At 38.9% G+C, this 14,420-nt stretch carries 15 protein-coding genes and 1 other RNA gene; 9 read left to right on the top strand and 7 right to left on the bottom strand.

Annotated elements, in window-relative coordinates; all coding sequences use genetic code 11:
- Positions 1 to 271 precede the first annotated feature (271 nt).
- The gene (locus AACV33_RS17185) at positions 272 to 901 is read left to right on the top strand and encodes a magnesium transporter (protein WP_083199008.1); all 630 of its coding nucleotides are present in this window, start codon (positions 272 to 274) and stop codon (positions 899 to 901) included.
- Positions 902 to 1,079: 178 nt separating this feature from the next.
- Entirely contained in the window at positions 1,080 to 1,406 is a 327-nt protein-coding gene (locus tag AACV33_RS17180; RefSeq protein ID WP_182699448.1) for a winged helix-turn-helix transcriptional regulator, read from the top strand.
- Between the two features lie 50 nt (positions 1,407 to 1,456).
- Here AACV33_RS17180 and AACV33_RS17175 read toward each other — a convergent pair whose 3' ends face one another.
- Positions 1,457 to 1,876, bottom strand: a complete 420-nt coding sequence (locus AACV33_RS17175) for a DUF4437 domain-containing protein (RefSeq protein ID WP_017021291.1) — start codon at positions 1,874 to 1,876, stop codon at positions 1,457 to 1,459.
- The gene (locus AACV33_RS17170) at positions 1,873 to 2,772 is read right to left on the bottom strand and encodes a haloalkane dehalogenase (RefSeq protein ID WP_182699447.1); all 900 of its coding nucleotides are present in this window, start codon (positions 2,770 to 2,772) and stop codon (positions 1,873 to 1,875) included. The genes AACV33_RS17175 and AACV33_RS17170 overlap by 4 nt, the downstream gene beginning before the upstream one ends.
- A gap of 172 nt (positions 2,773 to 2,944) precedes the next feature.
- Between AACV33_RS17170 and AACV33_RS17165 the strand changes: the two genes are divergently transcribed.
- Positions 2,945 to 3,466 (top strand): MarR family winged helix-turn-helix transcriptional regulator, encoded by a 522-nt coding sequence (locus AACV33_RS17165; protein ID WP_182699446.1) that lies wholly within the window; start codon positions 2,945 to 2,947, stop codon positions 3,464 to 3,466.
- Positions 3,467 to 3,745: 279 nt separating this feature from the next.
- Here the strand turns inward: AACV33_RS17165 and ssrA are convergent.
- Both ssrA and smpB read right to left on the bottom strand, forming a co-directional pair.
- Positions 3,746 to 4,112, bottom strand: a transfer-messenger RNA (tmRNA) gene (gene ssrA, locus AACV33_RS17160).
- Positions 4,113 to 4,185: 73 nt separating this feature from the next.
- A complete protein-coding gene (gene smpB, locus AACV33_RS17155) occupies positions 4,186 to 4,671 on the bottom strand; it encodes an SsrA-binding protein SmpB (protein WP_012550958.1) in 486 nt (161 codons plus the stop codon).
- A gap of 101 nt (positions 4,672 to 4,772) precedes the next feature.
- Here smpB and AACV33_RS17150 point away from each other — a divergent pair, with 101 nt between their 5' ends.
- Together AACV33_RS17150 and AACV33_RS17145 are read left to right on the top strand one after the other, a co-directional pair.
- The gene (locus AACV33_RS17150) at positions 4,773 to 5,210 is read left to right on the top strand and encodes an SRPBCC family protein (protein WP_012550957.1); all 438 of its coding nucleotides are present in this window, start codon (positions 4,773 to 4,775) and stop codon (positions 5,208 to 5,210) included.
- A complete protein-coding gene (locus AACV33_RS17145; RefSeq protein ID WP_017021288.1) occupies positions 5,197 to 5,508 on the top strand; it encodes an RnfH family protein in 312 nt (103 codons plus the stop codon). Before AACV33_RS17150 ends, AACV33_RS17145 begins: the two co-directional genes overlap by 14 nt.
- Positions 5,509 to 5,595: 87 nt before the next feature.
- Here AACV33_RS17145 and bamE read toward each other — a convergent pair whose 3' ends face one another.
- The 3 genes from bamE to nadK all read right to left on the bottom strand — a co-directional run bounded on the left by bamE (position 5,596) and on the right by nadK (position 8,883).
- Positions 5,596 to 5,952, bottom strand: coding sequence for an outer membrane protein assembly factor BamE (bamE, locus tag AACV33_RS17140; RefSeq protein WP_012550955.1), 357 nt, complete (start codon positions 5,950 to 5,952; stop codon positions 5,596 to 5,598).
- Positions 5,953 to 6,203: 251 nt separating this feature from the next.
- Positions 6,204 to 7,871, bottom strand: coding sequence for a DNA repair protein RecN (recN, locus tag AACV33_RS17135; RefSeq protein ID WP_182699445.1), 1,668 nt, complete (start codon positions 7,869 to 7,871; stop codon positions 6,204 to 6,206).
- Positions 7,872 to 7,998: 127 nt separating this feature from the next.
- Positions 7,999 to 8,883 carry an NAD(+) kinase gene (gene nadK, locus AACV33_RS17130; RefSeq protein WP_026025380.1) on the bottom strand — a complete coding sequence of 295 codons (885 nt, stop codon included), beginning with the start codon at positions 8,881 to 8,883 and terminating at the stop codon, positions 7,999 to 8,001.
- A gap of 174 nt (positions 8,884 to 9,057) precedes the next feature.
- Between nadK and grpE the strand changes: the two genes are divergently transcribed.
- From grpE to dnaJ, 4 genes are all read left to right on the top strand, one after another.
- Positions 9,058 to 9,642 (top strand): nucleotide exchange factor GrpE, encoded by a 585-nt coding sequence (gene grpE / locus AACV33_RS17125; RefSeq protein ID WP_026025379.1) that lies wholly within the window; start codon positions 9,058 to 9,060, stop codon positions 9,640 to 9,642.
- A 233-nt stretch (positions 9,643 to 9,875) separates the two neighbouring features.
- Positions 9,876 to 10,811 (top strand): hypothetical protein, encoded by a 936-nt coding sequence (locus AACV33_RS17120; RefSeq protein ID WP_255458478.1) that lies wholly within the window; start codon positions 9,876 to 9,878, stop codon positions 10,809 to 10,811.
- Between the two features lie 264 nt (positions 10,812 to 11,075).
- On the top strand, positions 11,076 to 12,977 hold the full coding sequence (gene dnaK, locus AACV33_RS17115; RefSeq protein WP_012550950.1) for a molecular chaperone DnaK: 1,902 nt from the start codon (positions 11,076 to 11,078) through the stop codon (positions 12,975 to 12,977).
- A gap of 283 nt (positions 12,978 to 13,260) precedes the next feature.
- Entirely contained in the window at positions 13,261 to 14,400 is a 1,140-nt protein-coding gene (gene dnaJ / locus AACV33_RS17110; RefSeq protein WP_182699443.1) for a molecular chaperone DnaJ, read from the top strand.
- Positions 14,401 to 14,420: the final 20 nt, after the last annotated feature.

Below are 14,420 nucleotides of genomic sequence, written 5' to 3'. Positions count from 1 at the left end.
TTTAATAAATGATTTTTTAATTGAGGGTTATATTAATAAAGACATTGTTTGCAATAGATCCTTACACACAGTAATGGCATATCTTAGGCTTATTGGGTAAAGTCCGCCCGTCTTTCAAATGCAGCTACGTTGCTGTCCATCAGATCACTCTTGTTCATACAAGGATAAAAATCATGAAATCAAATAAACAGGAACCCCCAAGTTGGAGGTTTAACTCTTTTCGTACATGATGATCTGAAGGCGGGTACGTTTTCAGATCTGGAGACGTATTATGGAACTCGTACAACAAAAAAATCACACCGAACATATTGATACAATAGAGTCGGCACATAAAGGCGTTCATATTGAGAGCACTGGTATTAGCATCAAAAATGCTTCTATTGGTTTGCTCTATAAAAAGCGCGTATTTTGGTTAGTGTTACTCGTATTTGGGAACGTATTCTCAGGGGCTGGTATTGCTTATTTTGAAGAAATTATTACCTCGTATGTAGCACTTGTTTTCTTCTTACCTTTATTAATTGATAGCGGCGGAAACGCAGGTTCTCAATCTGCGACGTTAATGGTCAGAGCGTTAGCAACCGGTGATGTAAAACCGAACGATTGGGCGAAAATGCTAGGAAGAGAAGTTTTTGTCGCGTTAGGTCTCGGTTTAAGTATGGCAGCGGCGGTATACCTGCTAGGGCTATATCGTGGTGGTTATGATATTGCGATGGTTGTTGGTTTAAGCATGATAGCCATTGTTCTCATTGGTAGCTTAATCGGAACCGTTTTGCCTTTTGGTTTACATAAGCTCAAATTAGACCCTGCATCAGCCAGTGCCCCATTGATCACCTCTATCGCTGATATTTCAGGGGTACTCATTTATTTTGCTATCGCATCTGCATTATTAGATATCGGTTAATAACCTAAAGACAATTGATGGACACAAAGCCCAACTTCATTTTGACGTTGGGCTTTTTTATTTTAGTGGTTTACAATAGTAACCACTAGATGAGGATGACTTGTGTATTTTTCGTTATGACGTAGGCGGATTAATTGTGGGAAATGAGAGTAAAGTGAACGATAAAGAAGGCAAACTAATGATAAACCCGTCACATGAGCCATGCGCGATAGAAAAAGGCATGCGTTTGATTGGTGGTAAATGGAAGGGATCCATCATTTATCATTTGAAAGATGAACCAGTACGTTTTAATGATTTAGCCCGTAGGCTTGGTGGTGCAAGTAAAAAGATGATTGATCAACGACTAAAAGAACTAGAAACAGAAGGGATGGTTATTCGAAAAGTGATCAGCGATCGCCCTATTGCGGTCAGTTATGAGTTAACTGATTTTGGTCGAACCGCATTAAAAATATTAGATGATCTACGCGTGTGGTCTCAAACTAATCACATTGAATTGCGTAAATAGTTAATAATAAATGGATAGGTAAATGCCTCTATCCATTTATTAGTGTTACTTTATTTTTTCACATCAAAATCAAATGATTGATTTGAATAAACAAAAAATTCACAAGGGATATCTGAGATACACGCTGTTGTATGAATATCTCCCGCTTTTACTGACCAAAACGATCCCGGAGATAAAATTGGCGGGTTTTGATCATGGTTAAAAGGATTTGTCATTGTTCCTTTAATGACGATCGCATTATACCCATGAGAATGAACATGACTAGGCGTTTCAAAGTTGGCAGGAAATAAACCAAATCGTCCATAATCCCCTGAATTCGCATCACCATAAGCATTTGCAAATTGGATCGGATCCATCACGGTTGTAAATTCTTTATCTTTATTTATAAGAGTCTCTGACACGATATTATCTTGAGAATAAACAGTGCCGCTTAATGTTAGCAATATAGCGAGGGAAATTATTTTTTTCATTTTACATTCCTTTTTGTTACCCATGAAGATAACGCTTCTCCAATTTCATGTGGGGAATCTTCTTGAATAAAATGAGACCCTTTAACGGTAATTTCTTCAAGATTAGGCCAGGTACGAACAAAATCACGAGCATAGCCAACTAAAAATGCCCCCGGTTCGGCATTAATAAATAGTTTAGGTACATTATTCGAGTGAGCTAAATACTCGGCATAAGAGTTAATTAAAGTCACTGTTTCTGCTGGAGTTTCAGCAATTGGAAGTTGACGAGGCCCAGCTAACGTTGCTCGGCGATCTTCGCCTGAATTTATAAATGGACGACGATATTCTGCATGCTCTTTTTTTGTCAATTCTCTTAAAATGGCATTTTGAAGTAATGTTTCAATAAAAAAATTGTCTTCAAGAACCATTTTATCGCCTTCAGGAGATCGTAGCATACCGATTGGTTCATGCAGCTCATGGTTAAACTCTTCCCAAGTTGGAAAGGTGGTAACAATGGCCTCCATAAAAGCAATTGCTTTTATTTTTTCTTGGTTATGATTAGCCCAATTAAAACCTACACCCGATCCCCAATCATGTAAGACCAATGTGACATTCTTATCAACCCCCAATTCTTCCAATAACGCTGAAGTGTATCGCGTATTTTCTTTTAATGAATAACTGCCATCTTTGGTGTTATCAAGTTTGTCTGAATCTCCCATACCAATCATATCAATGGCAATTAAACGTCCTTGACCTTCAAGGTGTGGAATAATATTTCGCCATAAAAATATAGAGGTCGGATTACCATGTAAAAATACGATTGGATCGCCAGCACCGTGTTCTATATAGGCCATTTTTTTGCCTAAAACTGTTTTAAATTTTTTTTCATAATATAGGACTTCAGTATCAATTTTCATTATTAGCTCGTTATATCAATAAAAAATAGTGTTGATGACGCTTGGAGTGTCATTAACGTACAAACATTAATTTATGCATTTGTATGCGCGGCTCATGTATATTTCGAGAGTATTGCAGGGTATTTATTTTTTGTCTATAGTTTTTTATGACTGACTCACATATAATGCAGATATGACTGATGATAATTATTTAAAGAATCTACTTGGTGCATTCGCCACAACGATAGCTTCTAACATAGAAATGGAAGTCGCAGAACTTGATGGGCGTAGCCTTAGTCACGAAACGGCTTTAGTTGCCATTAATAACCATCCAAATGATGGTATTGAGATGCTAAGTAAAGTGCTTGGGTTGACTCATTCAGGATCTGTTCGGCTTGTGAATAATCTTGTACATGATGGGCTTGTTGATCGACATCGCAGTAAAATAGACGCTAGAGCCGTTGTTTTATGCGTTACTGATGCAGGACGAGAGCGTGCAAATAAAATACTTTTAGCTCGTGAAAAAATAACAAGTGGTGTTCTTGATTTCCTTGGTGAGCGAGAGAAAGAAACGATTGTTCCTATATTAGAAACGATTCTTTCTGCGATGACTGGTAATGTTGTTGAAGCAAGACGTATTTGCCGTTTTTGTGATGAAGGGGTATGCAGAAAAGCAGGGTGTCCTGTTGAGGTTGCAACGATAGCTAAGACATAAAATAGAGTACTAATCAGAGGGAGTGATGATTTTCTGATTTATTCCCATTTACCTTATAAAATGACAATCTATACACGAAGAATCCTAGTATCCAAAGATATTGGGATTTTTTTATAGCATGATATTATGATTAGCTGAATCTTTAGCTTATTTTTGAGTTTTTGTAATTTATTGTTTTATATTGATAATTATGGTTTTTCTATGTGGTTAGGCATAGATACATAACTTACAAATACAAAAAAGCCCAACCTCTTTCGAAGTTGGGCTTTTCCAAACGTTTGGTGGAGCTGGGGGGATTTGAACCCCCGTCCGAGAACCGTTCACCGTTGGCGCTACATGTTTAGTCGATCTTTAATTTCACCGTAAAACTGCGAACCGACACGCTATCTTATGGCTAACCTGAATTATAATTCAAACTTCATCTCTCAGGTGGGAGAATCCATTCTAGTTCGTTTGGGTTTGATCCCCTGTTATTCCCCGTCTTACAAACGGAAGCTAGGGCAGGAGAGCACCGAGTAGGTTATTAAGCTGCTAGTGCGTAGTTTTCGTCGTTTGCGACTATTTTTTTGCGGCTTTTTACGTGGCCAACCGCCCCACGACATGCTCCTAGGGTTTCAAAATTCCCGTCGAATCCTGAATCAGCCCCAAAGATTTGGTACTTGATGATACTAACAGAAAAACAGCGTCTGTCTAGTTAGTATCAGTCTAACTGGTTGAAATTAACGCAAACTACTCTTCATAATTCGAGCTTTATCTCTGTTCCAGTCTTTTTCTTTTGAATCTGTACGTTTATCGTGCAGTTTCTTACCTTTTGCTACACCAACTTTTATTTTCGCCCAAGAGCGAACCCAGTACATGGTAGTAGCAACAAGTGTCATACCTTCACGGTTAACACGACCGATTAGATTATCAATTTCTTTACGGCTCATTAAAAGTTTACGAACACGAGTAGGGTTCGCAACAACATGAGTCGATGCTGCTTGCAGTGGTGTTATGTTCATACCACTAATGAAAATTTCGCCATCGCGAACATATACGTAGCTTTCCGCGATATTTACTTTACCAGAACGAAGAGATTTAACTTCCCAGCCTTGGAGTTCGACCCCAGCTTCGATTTCATCTTCAATGAAATATTCGTGGCGAGCTTGCTTGTTCATAGCAATGGTATTACTGCCCGCTTTATCTTTTGATTTCTTCTTTGCCATAATGCCCACATTATACGTTATTAGTTGAGAATAGGGGAAGTAGTTTGGCTCTTAACATCAAGATGGTATGATGCAACCCTCTATTATGTAAAGGAGAATTTATGCCTCAGGTTAGCCGTTCTGCATTAGTACCTTTCAGTGCAAAGCAGATGTATGATTTAGTCAATGATGTTGCGTCTTATCCTCAGTTCTTACCCGGGTGCTCTGGTTCTAAGATCATAGAACAAACAGAATGTTCTATGATAGCGTCGGTCGATGTAGCAAAAGCAGGCATAAAGAAGACGTTTATTACCGAAAATACGTTAGTTGATGCTCAAATCATAGGAATGAACTTGGTTGATGGGCCTTTTAAATCATTAACGGGTGGATGGCATTTTACTGAATTAGATGAAACGGCGTGTAAAGTAGAACTAAAATTAGATTTTGAATTTACCAACGCGTTAGTTGCAATGGCATTTGGTAAGGTTTTTCAAGAGCTTACTAATAATATGGTGAATTCATTTACCCAGCGAGCGAAGCAGATTTATGTCAATAATTAACGAGATGATACATGTTGAAGTGGTGTATGCCTTGCCAACAGAGCAAGTGGTTTTTAAACTTGCCGTAAAAGCAGATCAAACCGTTCAAGAGATCATTGAGCAATCTGGTGTATTAGAACGTTATCCTGATATTGATTTAGTGGTAAATAAAGTCGGTGTATTTAGCCGTAACGTAAAGTTAGATGCGACAATCAGAGATAAAGATCGTATAGAAATTTATCGACCATTACTTGCTGATCCAAAAGAGATTCGACGAAAAAGAGCGGCACAAGCAAAAAAAGAAGCCGCTAAAAAATAGAGCAGTATCGGAAAATAAAAAACCGGAAGTCGTTTAACGATTTCCGGTTTTTTGTGTTTGAACGTAGTTTTTCTTTTGTAAGGAAAATTACATTTTTTCGAAGAAGCTATCGCTCATAGGGAAATATCCCTCAATACTGGTTAGATTACCATTATCATCAAACTGAGCAATCATGTCCTTTTGAACTGATTTCTCGTGTCCATGAGTAAATAGATAAATGTAATACCAAGTATTTGGGTAGCCTGATTCAACAAGCATTGGAGAACCCATAACAAACTGTACTTGTTGTTTTGTCATGCCAAATCGCAGTTTATCGACGGCTTCCTGTTCGACGTAGTTACCTTGGCTAATATCGATTCGATATACCAATGGTTCTACTAGCGAGCAACCACCCAATAGTCCAGCAGCAAGGGGTAGAGCAATGATCCATTTTTTGAATTGCATAGTTCGTACAGCTTTAGCCTTTTAAATAATTAAATAGATGATAAACAAGCTGACTTGATAAGTAAAAAGGTTAAGCCTGTTCTGGTGTATTTTGACCCTAAATTTTGAATCTAGTTGCATCTATTGTGTTTTTTTCGTCGTAAATTGCCGATAAAGTGAAATAAAAAAGCCAATACAATGGTTGTACTGGCTTCGTTTATCTTAGTCTTATGTATTTATCTGCTTACATCGATGTAAGTAGATAAGGCTATTTAAGCTGCGTCTAACAATTCTTTGGCATTAGCTAAGGTATGTGCTGTAATTTTAGTTCCGCCAAGTAAACGAGCTAATTCTTCTACGCGTTCTTGTGTGTTAAGTGGGCGCATTTGTGTTTCTGTTTTTCCTGACGTTGTTTGTTTTTCAACAAATAATTGGTTATGCCCACAGCCTGCAACTTGAGGCAGGTGGGTAACACACAGTACTTGGGTTGATTCACCTAAAGTGCGAAGCATTTTTCCTACAACGGCTGCAGTTGGTCCACTGATACCGACGTCAACTTCATCAAAAATCAAACTTGGTGTTTCTATTTTTTGCGCCGTAATAACTTGTATAGCCAGAGAAATTCGAGATAGCTCACCACCAGAAGCAACTTTAGCGATAGGGTGTAAAGGCTGCCCCGGGTTGGTTGATACTTTGAAACATAAAGTATCAATGCCTAGTGGTGAAATTTTAGTGGCGGCATCACTTTCTATTTGAATATCAAAAACGGCTTTTTCCATGCTTAATGTCTGCATGCTTTCCGTGATTTTATTGTTTAGCTCTTTTGCGTAACGTTGACGACTTTTAGTGAGCTTATGTGCAGACTCTAAGAAGTGTTGTTTTAATTCTTCTACTTCTTGTTCGCGTAGTTCTCGTTTTTCATCGGAGCAATCTAAACGTTCATATTCAGCTAAGAGTTGTTGATGATGTTCATATAATTCATCAGCGATGACATGGTGCTTTTTAGCCATTGACATGACTTTACTGAAGCGCTCTTCGACATAAGCGATTTGAGAAGGGTCAACATCGATAGTATCTAAATAATGCTTAAGCTCATGGTTTGCTTCTTCTACTTGAATCATCGCGTCATTTAACATTTCAGTTAATGGGGCCAATTGCGGGTCAAGCTGACTTAATTGTTGAATATGATTATTTGCATGTTGAAGAAGTTGAAGTGCATTCACATCATCGTTTTCATACAACAGAGAGACGGCTTGTTGGCAGTAATCAACTAATTCACTCGAATTTGAAAGACGTTTATGATCTTCCTCAAGGGTTGCGAATTCTTCTTCACCTAATGCTAATTCATTCAATTCTTTTATTTGGTATTCAATCAGTTGTTTTTGCGCTTCGTTTTGTAGACTGTTTTTGATTAATTGTTTCAATGAATTATCACATTGGCGCCATGCTTGATAACGACTGCGTGTTTTATTTAATAGAGAAAGATGTCCAGCGTATTGGTCTAACATATTGAGCTGATATTCAGGTTTCATTAATTCATGATGAGCATGTTGACCATGAATATTAATTAATAAGTGACCTAGTGTTTTTAGCTGTGTTGCAGGTACAGGGCTGCCATTAATAAAGCCACGAGAGCGCCCTTCTTTAGTGATTACACGGCGTAGAATACAATCATTGCCATCGTATAATTCGTTATCTTCTAACCATCGCTTAGCATTAATATTGTTCTCTAAAGTAAAGAGAACTGTGATCTCTGCTTTTTCTTCGCCTTGGCGAACCATTGACGCTTCAGCTCGATCACCTAGACATAAACCAAGAGCATCAATCGCGATAGATTTACCGGCACCAGTTTCACCAGTAATGGTGGTCATGCCTTTGGTAAGATCTAATTCTAGCGATTTCACGATTGCGAAATGAGTAATTTTAATATGTGCCAACATAAGCCATTCTCTACGAAATTTAAATAACACTAAAATACTGTATAAAGAAACAGTATATACTGTTTCTTTATACAGTAAAGTTTATTTGAATTTTTTGTGAATCGCTTATGATTTAAGATTATGGTTTTTAGAAAAGCTTACTAGACCAGCCTAACTTATTTCTAAGTACATGATAGTAGCTATAATCTTTGGGGTGGATAAGTTGCAACTTGCCTGGGCTTTGGAAAATATGAACTTCGTCACCTGGGCTAACTGGTAAAGAGACTTGTCCATCACAACTGACTTCAAGTGAACTGCGATTATCTGGGGAAACTAATAATTTAATATGGCGGCCTCCCTCAACGACTAAAGGTCGACTTGAAAGCGTATGTGGAAACATAGGAACAATTGAAATGGCATTTAAATTAGGAGAAAGGATCGGACCACCACCAGACAAAGAATAAGCGGTTGATCCTGTTGGGGTTGAAATAATCAAGCCATCAGAGCGTTGAGAGAACGCAAAGCTATCATCAATATAGACTTCAAATTCAATCATATGTGCCACTTGTCCAGGGTGAAGGACAACTTCATTAAACGCTGAATTGTGACTTTTTAATTGTCCATGACGGTGAACTTCAGATTCAAGTAAGAAACGTTCTTCTTTTATGAATTCTCCATTTAATACTTCAGTTAATGGCTCTTTAAAATTATCAGGGTCAAGATCAGTTAAGAACCCAAGATTCCCTCTATTTACGCCAATAACGGAAATATCAAAGCGTGATAATACACGTGCCGCGCCGAGCATGTTCCCATCACCACCAACAACAATTGCAAGATCGGCTAACTCACCAAGTTTAGGAAGATGATTAAAGCATTCATCAGGTATAGTAGGGAGAGCTTCACGTAAACGCTCATCCAATAAAACCGTATAATTTAGCTCAGTAAGCCAATCGTATAAGGCTAAATGCGTTTTTATGGCATTAGGATCTCTAGGTTTACCAATGATTGCTATAACGTTAAAAGCTGTTTTCATATCCATCATCCATCATTAAATGGGGAACAAATGTTACAATTAATACTATTATGCTTGAATCGCTTTATTTAGTCCCCATAATAATGACAAAGTTTTAATTTGCTTGTAGAGCGTCGCCTTGGTTTGTATTAAGATCGCTTTATGGCTAATCAGCAGTCTTCTGGAGAAGCAGAAATGAATAACGAAGAAAAAAAAGTAAACGAAGAAATCGTAGTTGAAGATCAAATCGAAGCTATTGGTACTGAAGCCGATGTTGAGTGGAACGAATCTATGGAAGAAAGCCAAGACGCTAAAATTGCAGAATTAGAAGCGGCATTACTTGTAAGCCAAGCGCAACTTAAAGAGCAACAAGATGCGGTTTTACGAGCGAAAGCTGAAGAGCAAAATGTTCGTCGTCGTGCTGAAGGTGATATTGATAAAGCGCGTAAATACGCACTGAAGAAATTTGCTGGTGAACTATTGCCTGTTATCGACAATCTAGAGCGTGCTCTAGAAAGCGGAGATAAAGAAAACGAAGCGGCAAAAGTGTTGCTTGAAGGTGTTGAACTTACATTACAAACGTTTATTTCAACAATCGAAAAGTTTGGTCTAACAGTGATTAACCCAGTGGGTGAAACCTTTAATCCTGAGCACCACCAAGCCATTGGTATGCAAGCAAGTCCAGATCATGAATCAAACACCGTAATGGTTGTAATGCAAAAAGGCTACTCATTAAATGAGCAAGTTATTCGTCCTGCAATGGTTATGGTTGCTCAATAATCAATTTTTTTTGATTTATTAAGTTAATTTAAATTAAGCGGTATCAGCGATGGTACCGCTTTTTTTTGTCTCTGGTTTAAGATGTGAAGTCTTTGTTTTGGGAATGGGTCTTATAAATAAGGAACGAACGTCAAAACTTGAGATGTAGCCCTTATGGAGAGTCGTTATTTATTTTGTTTTTTACTACATTTTAATCATCATGGATGTAATGAGTTTCGTTAATGGAAGTAAATATGAAATTAAAATCACTGTCGCTATTTTGTAGCGCCTTATGCTTGTATGCCCCTTTTAGTCTGGCTGCACATGTTGTCGCTTCTGAAACGTACGCTTCAATGGCACTGCCTAATGATGCGTTGTTATATGATGCTCCTTTAACGTCTGCTTGGGCTCATGGAGCTACGATTGTACAAGGGGTTCCTAGAGGGAATGCGGCGCCATCTTATTGGGCTAATGAAATCGTAGATAAAAGTATCACGACGTCTGATTATTGGAGTGGGATGACTCAATGGTTTACGGTATTTGAAGCGCAAGAGAATAAGGCGACAAATGTTCGTATCGCGATCGGTGATACTGACATTTGGTTATTACGTTCGGTTGATGGAAGTATGAATCCATCTACTGCGGAATGGGTAAATGCCACTGAGGATAAACAGCCTATTTCTTGGGCGGCTTATTATTCTCATAATATAATTAAATACATAGAAGATGTTCCGTATCGTCGTTCTGATTCTGGTATCAAAGAATACAAGATTCATCGTAAGCATTACCCACTTCATGGGGGAACAAGTAAAGTATCTATCGATGGTGAAAATGTTGTTGCTGCTTTTGTTCGAATCCAAGCTTGGTTGGTTACAGATAATGAAAACAACAAAAAAGACAGTGAAGAGGCAAAAATATTAATAAGCACGGGTGCTGATTATTATCCAACGGTAAATACGTCAGTATCACATGGTGATTTATCAAACGCTAATTATCTACCAGGTGCAGGAGGAAGTCGTTTTCAGTATTTAACAACGACGCCGACTTGGTATTATATGGGGACCGTGGCTCCAGAAAATTTGTCAATTGTTGATAAGAATAGCCCTTATGTGAAAGCCGGAGGGAAAACCTATTTAACAAAAGATGAATGGTATGAGAATCCGCCTCCTGTGAGTTTTTATGATCATTAAAATAAAATGAGTCTTGATTCTTTTGTAAGAGAGCGTTCTTTTTAAAGAAGAGCTAATAAGAATATTGATTTCGAATAAGAGCCTAGCCTAATTGCTAGGCTTTTTTGTTTATTTTTAAAATAAATGACACTTTTTTTATTTTTTCCCTTGAATTGTGATTTCACGCCCTTATTTATTAGTCATAGAATGAATTATGGGATTCAGTCCCAACCTTTACTCAAGTTGTTTTGAGTAAGTTTAAATAGATAAATTGGAGATAACCTGATGGGTAAGATCATTGGTATTGACTTAGGTACTACTAACTCTTGTGTTGCTGTTCTAGATGGCGATACGCCACGTATTTTAGAGAATGCAGAAGGCGAACGCACAACTGCATCGGTAGTTGCATACACTGATGGCGAAACTCTTGTAGGTCAGCCAGCTAAGCGTCAAGCAATTACTAACCCACAAAATACATTATTTGCGATTAAGCGTCTGATCGGTCGTCGTTTTGAAGACGAAGAAGTTCAACGTGATATCGAAATTATGCCATACAAAATTATCAAAGCTGATAATGGCGATGCATGGGTTGAAGCACGAGGCCAAAAAATGGCTGCTCCTCAAGTGTCTGCTGAAATTCTTAAGAAAATGAAGAAAACAGCTGAAGATTTCCTAGGCGAAGAAGTGACTGGCGCAGTAGTAACTGTACCTGCTTACTTTAACGATGCTCAACGTCAAGCAACGAAAGATGCGGGTCGTATTGCGGGTCTTGATGTTAAACGTATCATCAATGAACCAACAGCAGCAGCGCTAGCTTACGGTCTTGATAAGAAAGGCGGCGATCGCACTATCGCAGTATACGACCTTGGTGGTGGTACATTCGATATTTCAATTATTGAAATCGACAACGTTGATGGCGAGCAAACTTTCGAAGTTCTTGCTACAAACGGCGATACTCACCTAGGTGGTGAAGATTTCGATAACCGTATGATCAATTTCTTAGTTGACGAGTTCAAAAAAGAACAAGGTATTAACCTTAAAACTGATCCACTTGCTATGCAACGTGTTAAAGAAGCAGCAGAAAAAGCGAAGATTGAATTATCTTCAGCTCAACAAACTGACGTAAACCTTCCTTACGTTACTGCTGATGCAACTGGTCCTAAGCACATGAACGTTAAAGTAACACGTGCAAAACTAGAATCTTTAGTTGAAGACTTAGTTGTTCGTACTCTTGAGCCTCTTAAAGTTGCTCTAGCGGATGCAGATTTATCTGTAAACGAAATCACTGACGTTATCCTAGTTGGTGGCCAAACGCGTATGCCTATGGTTCAAGCTAAAGTTGCTGAGTTCTTCGGTAAAGAAGCTCGCCGTGACGTTAACCCTGATGAAGCAGTAGCAATGGGTGCTGCAGTTCAAGGTGGCGTATTGTCTGGTGATGTTAAAGATGTACTTCTTCTAGATGTAACTCCTCTGTCTTTCGGTATCGAAACGATGGGTGGTGTTATGACTAAACTAATCGAGAAGAATACAACGATCCCAACAAAAGCGGATCAAACGTTCTCTACAGCTGAAGATAACCAAAGTGCGGTAACTATCCACGTACTTCAAGGTGAGCGTAAGCAAGCGACATACAACAAATCTCTAGGTCAATTTAACCTAGAAGGTATTCAAGCAGCACCACGTGGCATGCCACAAATCGAAGTAACTTTCGATCTAGATGCTGATGGTATCCTAAACGTATCTGCGAAAGATAAATCTACTGGTAAAGAGCAGAAGATCACTATCCAAGCATCAGGTGGTTTAACTCCTGAAGAAATCGAAGCAATGGTACAAGAAGCAGAAGCGAATAAAGACGCGGACAAAAAGTTCGAAGAATTAGTTGTTGCTCGTAACCAAGCTGACCAAATGATTCACGGTACTAAGAAACAAATTGAAGAAGCAGGCGATGCACTTCCAGCTGACGAGAAAGAAAAAATCGAAGCAGCAATCAAAGCTCTAGAAGACGTTAAGTCAGGCGATGATAAAGAAGTAATCGATGCGAAAACTCAAGAGCTAATGCAAGCAGCACAAAAGCTAATGGAAATCGCTCAACAGAAAGCGCAAGCACAAGGTGCTGACGCAGGTGAGCAACCTAAGCAAGAAGATGATGTAGTAGACGCTGAGTTCGAAGAAGTTAAGGATAAATAATTCCTGTCGTTTTAAGCCGCTATTTCGGCGTTAAAAGTACTCATTTACTAACGTAAACTCCGTGCTTTTTCCTTGAACTAGCGACTTATAACTTAATGAATTAATTATCGGTTTCTCGATAGAAAATATATTGCGGGCGTTGGAGTTTTCTCTACCGCCCGCAAATTCGTAATTAATAGGTCAATCTAGATAATCATTCTCGAACGTTGAACCTGATTATCTAGATTGAACTCATACTGACGGTGTCACTGCCGGCAGTATCAAAAGAATTGGTGACCAAAGCATGTCTAAACGTGATTTTTATGAAGTATTAGGTGTGAGCCGTGATGCTTCTGAGCGTGATATAAAGAAAGCCTATAAACGTCTAGCAATGAAATTCCATCCAGACCGTAATCAGGGTGATGAAACTGCGCCAGAAAAGTTTAAAGAAGTAAAAGTTGCGTATGAAATCCTAACTGATGCTCAAAAGCGTGCGGCATATGATCAATACGGTCATGCGGCTTTTGAACAAGGTGGTATGGGTGGCGGCGGCTTTGGCGGCGGTCAAGGTGACTTTGGCGATATTTTTGGCGATGTGTTTGGTGATATTTTTGGTGGTGGCCGTCGTGGCGGTCAGCAACGTGCACAACGTGGTTCAGATTTACGTTACAACATGGAACTTACGCTAGAAGAAGCGGTTCGTGGTTGTGAGAAAGACATTGAAATTCCAACGTTAGCGGCCTGTGAACCATGTGATGGAACGGGCGCTAAAAAAGGGACTTCTTCAACAACTTGTAGCACGTGTCATGGTCAAGGCCAAGTTCAAATGCGTCAAGGCTTCTTTGCTGTGCAGCAGGCATGTCCTACTTGTCATGGTAAAGGTAAGATCATTAAAGACCCATGTAATTCTTGTCATGGCGATGGTCGAGTACAAAAGACAAAAACACTTAACGTTAAGATTCCTTCTGGTGTAGATACGGGCGATCGCATTCGTTTATCTGGTGAAGGCGAAGCCGGAGAGCACGGCGCTCCAGCTGGCGATCTATACGTACAAGTTCATGTAAAAGAGCACAATATCTTTGATCGTGATGGTAACAACTTATACTGTGAGGTGCCAGTAAGCTTTACAATGGCGGCACTGGGTGGTGAAGTTGAAGTCCCTACACTTGATGGGCGTGTAAGCCTAAAAGTACCACTAGAAACACAAACGGGCCGTATGTTCCGTATGCGTGGTAAAGGCGTTAAAGGTGTTCGTACTCATAGTGCGGGTGATTTAATCGTTAAATTAATTGTTGAAACTCCAGTTAAATTAACGAAACGCCAAAGAGAGCTGCTTAAAGAGTTCCAAGAATCATTTGATGGGAAAGATGCGAAGAAGCACAATCCTAAATCAGAAGGTTTCTTATCTGGTGTTAAGAACTTCTTTGATGATTTAACTAAATAAGTGAATCGTTAAATAAAAAT

The sequence above is a fragment of the Aliivibrio sp. SR45-2 genome (assembly GCF_963890165.1).
GTDB lineage: Bacteria > Pseudomonadota > Gammaproteobacteria > Enterobacterales > Vibrionaceae > Aliivibrio > Aliivibrio salmonicida.
This window is presented reverse-complemented; position numbering and strand designations above follow the sequence as displayed.

Excerpts from the sequence above, each read along its gene's own strand:
- AACV33_RS17185 (WP_083199008.1), top strand. The coding sequence starts at position 272 with ATGGAACTCGTACAACAAAAAAATCACACCGAACATATTGATACAATA.
- AACV33_RS17180 (WP_182699448.1), top strand. The coding sequence starts at position 1,080 with ATGATAAACCCGTCACATGAGCCATGCGCGATAGAAAAAGGCATGCGT.
- AACV33_RS17175 (WP_017021291.1), bottom strand. The coding sequence starts at position 1,876 with ATGAAAAAAATAATTTCCCTCGCTATATTGCTAACATTAAGCGGCACT.
- AACV33_RS17170 (WP_182699447.1), bottom strand. The coding sequence starts at position 2,772 with ATGAAAATTGATACTGAAGTCCTATATTATGAAAAAAAATTTAAAACA.
- AACV33_RS17165 (WP_182699446.1), top strand. The coding sequence starts at position 2,945 with ATGACTGATGATAATTATTTAAAGAATCTACTTGGTGCATTCGCCACA.
- smpB (WP_012550958.1), bottom strand. The coding sequence starts at position 4,671 with ATGGCAAAGAAGAAATCAAAAGATAAAGCGGGCAGTAATACCATTGCT.
- AACV33_RS17150 (WP_012550957.1), top strand. The coding sequence starts at position 4,773 with ATGCCTCAGGTTAGCCGTTCTGCATTAGTACCTTTCAGTGCAAAGCAG.
- AACV33_RS17145 (WP_017021288.1), top strand. The coding sequence starts at position 5,197 with ATGTCAATAATTAACGAGATGATACATGTTGAAGTGGTGTATGCCTTG.
- bamE (WP_012550955.1), bottom strand. The coding sequence starts at position 5,952 with ATGCAATTCAAAAAATGGATCATTGCTCTACCCCTTGCTGCTGGACTA.
- recN (WP_182699445.1), bottom strand. The coding sequence starts at position 7,871 with ATGTTGGCACATATTAAAATTACTCATTTCGCAATCGTGAAATCGCTA.
- nadK (WP_026025380.1), bottom strand. The coding sequence starts at position 8,883 with ATGAAAACAGCTTTTAACGTTATAGCAATCATTGGTAAACCTAGAGAT.
- grpE (WP_026025379.1), top strand. The coding sequence starts at position 9,058 with ATGAATAACGAAGAAAAAAAAGTAAACGAAGAAATCGTAGTTGAAGAT.
- AACV33_RS17120 (WP_255458478.1), top strand. The coding sequence starts at position 9,876 with ATGAAATTAAAATCACTGTCGCTATTTTGTAGCGCCTTATGCTTGTAT.
- dnaK (WP_012550950.1), top strand. The coding sequence starts at position 11,076 with ATGGGTAAGATCATTGGTATTGACTTAGGTACTACTAACTCTTGTGTT.
- dnaJ (WP_182699443.1), top strand. The coding sequence starts at position 13,261 with ATGTCTAAACGTGATTTTTATGAAGTATTAGGTGTGAGCCGTGATGCT.